The sequence below is a fragment of the Streptomyces sp. SID3343 genome (genome assembly GCF_009865215.1).
Taxonomy (GTDB): Bacteria; Actinomycetota; Actinomycetes; order Streptomycetales; family Streptomycetaceae; genus Embleya.
In genome coordinates this window covers 1-7456 of record NZ_WWJX01000300.1, presented here as the reverse complement: position 1 = coordinate 7456, position 7456 = coordinate 1, and the positions used below count along the sequence as shown (strand labels likewise).

Annotated in this window: 4 protein-coding genes; all 4 read left to right on the top strand. The window is 72.6% G+C overall.

What is annotated here, in order from left to right:
- Window positions 1–465: 465 nt before the first annotated feature.
- A complete protein-coding gene (locus tag GT354_RS10305; RefSeq protein ID WP_161355976.1) occupies window positions 466–1575 on the top strand; it encodes a helix-turn-helix domain-containing protein in 1110 nt (369 codons plus the stop codon).
- A gap of 126 nt (window positions 1576–1701) precedes the next feature.
- On the top strand, window positions 1702–2343 hold the full coding sequence (locus tag GT354_RS10300) for a hypothetical protein (protein ID WP_161355975.1): 642 nt from the start codon (window positions 1702–1704) through the stop codon (window positions 2341–2343).
- A 45-nt stretch (window positions 2344–2388) separates the two neighbouring features.
- Window positions 2389–4467 carry an SPFH domain-containing protein gene (locus GT354_RS10295; RefSeq protein WP_161355974.1) on the top strand — a complete coding sequence of 693 codons (2079 nt, stop codon included), beginning with the start codon at window positions 2389–2391 and terminating at the stop codon, window positions 4465–4467.
- Window positions 4468–4474: 7 nt separating this feature from the next.
- Window positions 4475–7456 (top strand): DNA repair ATPase (locus GT354_RS10290; RefSeq protein ID WP_346011967.1); only part of this gene is annotated, 2982 nt, incomplete at its 3' end.

Below are 7456 nucleotides of genomic sequence, written 5' to 3'. Positions count from 1 at the left end.
GCCGCGCGAAGCGCGGTCACCGGCCGCGCGAAGCGCGGTCACCGGCCGCGCGAAGCGCGGTCACCGGCCGCGCGAAGCGCGGTCACCGGCCGCGCGAAGCGCGGTCACCGGCCGCGCGAAGCGCGGTCACCGGCCGCGCGAAGCGCGGTCACCGGCCGCGCGAAGCGCGGTCACCGGCCGCGCGAAGCGCGGTCACCGGCCGCGCGAAGCGCGGTCACCGGCCGCGCGAAGCGCGGTCACCGGCCGCGCGAAGCGCGGTCACCGGCCGCGCGAAGCGCGGTCACCGGCCGCGCGAAGCGCGGTCACCGGCCGCGCGAAGCGCGGTCACCGGCCGCGCGAAGCGCGGTCACCGGCCGCGCGAAGCGCGGTCACCCTGCCGGGATTCGGCAATGTTGGTACCGTCCTCGTGTCGCGTATCCGGCAACCACGCCGCGCGGCGCTACGGCCGACCCGAAGGAATCGAGCGTGAAGAGCGACGACGGCATACCGGTCGAGTTCTCGGCCGGATACGGCGACCTCCTGGCGCAGGTCTCGGTCACCGGGCGGTTGCTCCGTCGGCCCGAGTTGGACGCGCTCGCGGAGATCGGCGAGCGGGCCGCCGAGTCCGGGCACGCGTGGCGCGATCTGGTCGGCCTGTACCTCGGGGAGACGCGCCGGCTGTGGTCCTCGCTGCCCGGGATCGCCCGGGCCCCGCACGTCGCCGACGCCGCCAGGACCGGTGAGGCGCTGCTCGCCGCGGTGGACGCCGCGGTCGGCGCCCTCGGCGCCGGGCACGAGCGGGCCCAGCGGTTGGCGGTCCGTCAGGAGGAGGCGGCGCGGCGCGAGTTCGTCGACGACCTGTTGTACGGCCGCAGCGACCCGGGCCGACTCGCCGAGCGCGCCGAACGATTCGGTCTGCGGTTGGGTCGGGCGCACGCGGTCGCGGTGGCGGCGGGCAAGGTTCCCTACGACGAGGCGCACCCGCTGGTGCGCCGGGTCGAGCGCGAACTGGTCGCCCGGTTCGCCGATCGCGACGTACTGCTGACCACCAAGGACGGCCGCCTGGTGTGCATCGCGGCGGGCACGGAAGAGGCCGCCTTGGACGCCTTCGCCAAGTGCGCGGCCTCCCCCGGCCCGGGCCACACCGGCGCCGCCCGCATCGCGCACGGCCGTGCGCACGCCGGCGCCGCCGGCGTGGTGCTGTCCTACGAGGAGGCGCTGGGCGCGATCGACCTCGCCGTCCGGCTCGATCTGCCGGGGATCGTGCTGCACGCCGCCGATCTCCTGGTCTTCCCCGTCCTGATGCGCGACTCGGCGGCGATGGCCGACCTGGTGCGCACCGTGCTCGGCCCGCTCACCGGGGCGCGCGGCGGCGCCGGCCCGCTGCTGGAGACCATCACCGCGTGCGCCGCGGCCGGCTACGTCAACGCCGAGGCGGCCCGCCGGTTGCGCATCAGCGTGCGCACGCTGTCGTACCGCCTGGAGCGGATCAGGACGCTGACCGGATACGACCCCTCCGACGCCCTCCAGCGCTACACCCTGGAAACGGCGGCGATGGGCGCGCGGCTTTTGGACTGGCCGGGCGAAGCGCTTTAGCGTTCCTTTTCCCCGCGTCGCCGATCGGACGTCAAGAGGCCGTCAACTTTGCCGGATCACGGCAATGTGCGACCGGCCCCGCGAGTGCCACGATGTCGGCGCGACAAGGGAACGGGGGGCGCAGCGATGGGCGAGTTCGTGCGTGCGGCACTGGCGTTTCCGGCGGTCCTGTTCAGCTTCGCCCTTGTCGTGGTGGCCGGCTACTGGCTGCTGGTGTTGATGGGCGGCGTCGGTGTGGGGCATGGAGGCCACGATGGTCACAGTGGTCCGTGGGGTCACGGGGGCCACGACCATCAGGTGGGCCACGGGAACCATGACTCCCACACCGACGCGGCCGGTGTACCGGTCACCGTGACGCTGTCGTTCGCGATCGCCGTCACGTGGTTCGTCGCTCTGGTGGGCACCGCGCTGACCGACCGATGGTGGCTGCGCGCCGCGGCGCTCCCCGTGGCGCTCGGCCTCGGTTGGCTCACCGCGACGTGCGTCCGCCGCGCGGGGCGCCGGTTGTTCCCGCCGGAAACCCCTTCCCTGCGGGGGGACTTCGTCGGCCGTACGTGTGTGGTCCGAACCGGTCGGGTGGGTCCCGACTTCGGCCAGGCCGAGGTCCGCGCCGAGGACGGTTCGACCGCGATCCTCCAGGTGCGCACCGACGAGAGCGGCCTCGGGTCCGGCAGTACCGCGCTCATCTTCGACTACGACGTCGCCGGCGAGGTCTTCCTGATCACGCGCTTCGACAGCGCGCTCTATCCGCACCGCCCCGCGCTCTGATCCTTTTCGAATTCGAACGTCCCGTTCTACCAAGGGATTTCACTGATGGATGCCATCACCGTCGGCATCGGTGTGCTCGTCGCCGTCGTCCTGCTCGTCGTGCTCGTCGTCTTCCTCGCCGTCACCCGGCTGTATCGCAAGGTGTCGCAGGGGCAGGCGCTGATCATCTCCAAGTCCCGCGCGGTCGACGTCACGTTCACCGGCGCCGTGGTCCTGCCCGTGCTGCATCGGGCCGAGACCATGGACATCTCGGTGAAGACCATCGAGATCCGCCGCACCGGCCGCGAGGGCCTGATCTGCCAGGACAACATTCGCGCCGACATCCACATCTACTTCTTCGTCCGCGTCAACAAGACCGTCGAGGACGTGATCAAGGTCGCCCAGGCGATCGGCGCCGCGCGGGCCAGCGACCGGGCCGCGATCCAGGAGTTCTTCGCGGCGAAGTTCGCCGAGGCACTCAAGACGGTGGGCAAGCAACTCGACTTCGTGGATCTGTACACCAAGCGCGAGGAGTTCCGCGATCGGATCCTCGCCGTGATCGGCACCGACCTCAACGGCTACCACCTCGACGACGCGGCGATCGACTTCCTCGAACAGACCCCGATGAACCAGCTCGACAACGCGAACATCCTGGACGCGCAGGGCATCCGCAAGATCACCGAGCTCACCGCGATCGAGCACGTGCGCACGAACGAGTATCAGCGCACCGAGGAGAAGGAGATCACCCGGCAAAACGTCGAGGCCCGCGAGACGGTCCTCGAACTCGAACGCCGCCAGGCCGACGCGGAAATCAGGCAGCGCCGCGAGATCGACATCACCCGCGCGGTGGAGGAGGCCGAGACCGCCCGCGTGCAGGCCGAGGAGCGGCTGCGCTCGCACACCGCGCACATCAAGACCGAGGAGGCGCTCGGGATCCAGAACGAGAACCGCGAGCGTGAGGTCGCCGTCGCGCAGAAGAACCGCGAGCGGGTGATCGCGATCGAGAACGAGCGGATCGAGAAGGACCGCCTCCTGGAGGTGATCGGTCGCGAACGGGAGACCCAGCTGCGCCGCATCGCCGGGGACAAGGAGATCGAGGCGGAGAAGCGGGACATCGCCGAGGTGATCCGCGAGCGGATCGCCGTCGAGCGCACGGTCGCCGCGCAGGAGGAGGAGATCAAGAAGCTCCGGATGGTCGAGGAGGCCGAGCGCGAGCGCCAGGCGCTGATCATTCGCGCCGAGGCGCAGGCCCAGGAGCGCCTGGTCAAGGACATCAAGGCGGCGGAGGCCGCCGAGCAGGCGGCCGGGCACCGTGCCGCCGAGCAGTTGACGTTGGCCGAGGCCCGGCGCCAGTCCGCCGAGTTGGAGACCCAGGCCACGATTCGCGGCGCGGAGGGCAAGCGCGCGGACGCGGCCGCGGTCGGGCTCGCCGAGGCGGAGGTACAAGAGCGGATGGCGCAGGCGGTGTCCAAGCTCGGCCACGCCGAGGCCGAGGTGACCCGGCAGAAGGCGCTCGCGAACGCCGAGGGGCTGCGCGAGCGGCTCAAGGGCGAGGCAGAGGGCCTGACCGACAAGGCCGCCGCGATGGCCGCCCTGGACGATGCGAGCCGCGGCCACGAGGAGTTCCGGCTCCGGCTCGAAGCCGAGAAGGACATCCGGCTCGCGAACCTGGACGTACAGCGCGGGATCGCGGAGGCCCAGGCCACGGTGCTCGCCACCGGCCTGGAGAACGCGAAGATCGACATCGTGGGCGGCGACGGGATGTTCTTCGACCGGATCGTCGGCGCGATCTCGGCCGGTCGCAGCGTGGACGCCTTCGTCACCGGTTCCGAAACCGTGCAGGCGATGGCCGGACCGTGGCTGGACCCGAAGGCGTCGACGTTCACCGAGGATCTGGGCACGATGGTCGCGGGGCTCGGCGCGGGCGGCGTCCGCGATCTGACCCTGGCGGGCGTGCTCGGTTCGCTGATCGCGGGCGGCGGTCCGCAGACCGACGCGTTGCGCGGGCTGTTGGAGCACGTCCACAAGGGCGGGCTGGCCGACACCCGGCTGACGGATCCGATCGCGCAACCGCGGCTCAACGGAGTCGGCGCGTGGACACCGGGCGCGTCCGCACCGAACCGGCCCGAACCCGCAGGGAGTTGACCAAGACGTGAGCACCGACGACCCAGCAGTCGAGGCCCCGACGGACCCGCCGGGCGCCGAGGCCGGGACGTACGAGGTCTTGCGCGATCGCCTCCTCGGCGCCGCCCGCGAACTCGGCTCCCGAGCACGGGAGTTGAATGCCCGACGGGTGGACACCTACGGCGCCGGCGGCCTCGACCTGGTCGGCACCGACCGCGTACGCACCGAACGCGCCACCCACGCGCGCGACGTCGTCCAGGTCGGCGGCCTGCTCCTCGTCGGCTACGACACGCCCGCGGCCGAGACCCTCCCGGTCGAGATCACGGACGTGTTCGCGCTGCACCACCGCACCGAGGACGGGTTCCGCCCGGCCGACCTCGACGCCGTACCGGGCCTGCTCGACGACGCGCGCTTTCGGCAGGACTTCACCGAACTGTTCCGCTACTACCGGGACACCCGGCTGCTGGCCCTGCGACACACCGGCACCCACGTGCTCGCCGTCTTTCGGGTCGGCGAGCGGGCGAGCGACATCCGGGTGCTGCGTTGGCGCGTCGCGCCCGACGGCGCACCCGAGTACGTCGATGCCAAGGGCGAGCGCGAGCACGTCTTCCCGGACGCCCACGACTTCGCCTGGGTCGCCACCTCCCGAGACGACCACGTCGCGGGCCGGCACCCGCACATCCGGGTCGACGGCGTGCTGTTCGTGTCCACGGTCGGCGGCCGGCTGACCGTCAAGGTCGAGGACGACACCGAGAGCGGTGCGGGCATCCACGCCGAACCCGTCGACGAGCCGTTGCAGTCCCTCGCGGACGCGGACGTCGAGTACGCGCGGGTGGGTCCACTGTTGCTCGTGCGCGTACGCCCGTACAACGAGAGCGCGTGGCGGCATCTGGTGTTCAACACCCGCACCACCGCCGTGCTGCGGCTCGACGGGATCGGGCAGGCGTGCCGACGCCTGCCCGAGGACCAGGGCATCGTCTTTCCGGGCGGCTGCTACCTCACCACCGGCGCGGTGCGCCTGTTCGACGTGGACACCACCGCTCTGGAGTTCGAGGCGATCGTGCGCTCGCCCAACGGCGAGGACGTGTTGTACGCGTTCCACGCCCGGGCGGCGGGGCGCACCGTGCTCCTGCCCTACAACCTCATCCGCGAGGAGGCCGCGGCCCCGATCGTCGGGACCGGGTACGCGCTCTTCGACGACGGCACGACGGCCGTGCTGCGGGCCGACCACGACGAACCGGGGCGGGTGCACCCGATCCAGGTGTGGACGACGCCGTACGTGTCCGACGCGTACGCCGCCGCGCAGCCCGCCGGCACCGGACCGCTCGCCCGGATCGGCAACCCCGAGTTGGTGCGCGGCATCGCCGACTGCCTGGCGATTGCTGCGATGGCGGAGGAGATGGCACCGACGACCGCCGTCTTCGAGGCGATCACCGCCGCCGCGGCCCGGGTCACGGACACCCATCACTGGCTCGCGGACGCCGAACTGGGCACGCTCGCCGACCCGTTGGACTCGGTGCGCACCAGCGCGGCGCAGGTCGTCGACGAGTTCCGCCGGGTGCTCGACCTGCGCCGACAGGCCGCGGCGGCGCTCGACGACGCCGAGAGCGCCACCGCGGCGCTGACCCGACGGGTGCACGGCGAACGGCCCGCGGACGCCGCCGCGTGCGTGCGTCAGCTCACCGAACTGCGGCGACTCCAGGGACGTTTGGAGACGCTGCGCGAGGTCCGCTACCTCGACGCGGCCCGGTTGGGCCGGCTCGCGGCGAGTGTGGTGGACGAACTCGCGGACGCGGGGCACCGGGCGGTCGCCTTCCTCGCGGCCGAGGACGCGTTCGAGGAGCCGCGGCGCGAGGTGGATCGGCTCGCCCTGGAGGCATCGGCCCTGGAGACGGTCACTGCCGCCGCCGCCTTGGCGGCGCGCATCGACGAGCAGGCCGAGGGGCTGCGGATCGTCACCGACGTCGTCGGAACGCTCGACGACACCGATGCCGTGGTGCGCACCGCGATCCTGACCCGGATCGGTGACGTGCTCGGCGGGGTCAATCGGGCCCGCGCGAGCTTGGACGTGCGTCGGCGCGACCTCGTGGAGGCCGAGCAGCGGGCCGAGTTCGCCGCCGAGATCGCCCTGCTCGACCAGACCGCGGCCGGCGCCCTCAGCACCGCCTCCACGCCCGAGGAGTGCGACGAGCAATTCGGCCGGCTGCTCGCGCGGATCGAGAACCTGGAAGCGCGCTTCGGCACCTTCGACGAGCACCTGGACCGGATCGGCGTCGAACGCGAGCGCATCCACGACGCGTTCTCCGCGCGCAAGCAGGCTCGGCTGGACGAACGCGCCCGACACGGCCGCCGGTTGGCCGACTCGGCCGAGCGGATCCTGACCACCGTGGGCCGGCGGGTGCGGACGCTGGACTCCGCCGACGCCGTCAACACCTATTTCGCCTCCGACGCGCTGATCGCCAAGGTCCGCTCCACCGCCGAGGAACTGCGCCGGCTCGGCGACCCGGTGCGGGCCGGCGAGTTGGAGGGCCGACTCAAGGCGGCTCGCCAGGAGGCCGCCCGGGCGCTGCGCGATCGGGCCGAACTCTACGACGCGGCGGGCACCGTACGCCTGGGCCGGCACCGGTTCGCGGTCGAGACCCAGGAGATCGAACTGACCCTGGTGCCGCACGAGGACACCCTCGCGTTCACGATCACCGGCACCGACTACCGCGCGGTCCTGCGCGAGCCGCTGCCGGAGGCGCATCGCGCCTTTCGGGACCAGCCGCTGATCTCCGAGTCCCCGCTCGTGTATCGCGCGGAACACCTCGCGGCCTCGCTGCTCGCGCACGCGGAGGCGGGCGAGGTCGGGCTGAGCGTCGCGGGCCTGGCGGCGGCCGACGACCTGCTCACCGTGGTCCGCCGGATCGCCGGACCGCGACACGGCGAGGGCTACGACCGCGGCGTGCACGACCACGACGCGGCGGCGCTGCTCGCGGCCCTGCTGCGGCTGCGCGCGGGCGCCGGCCTG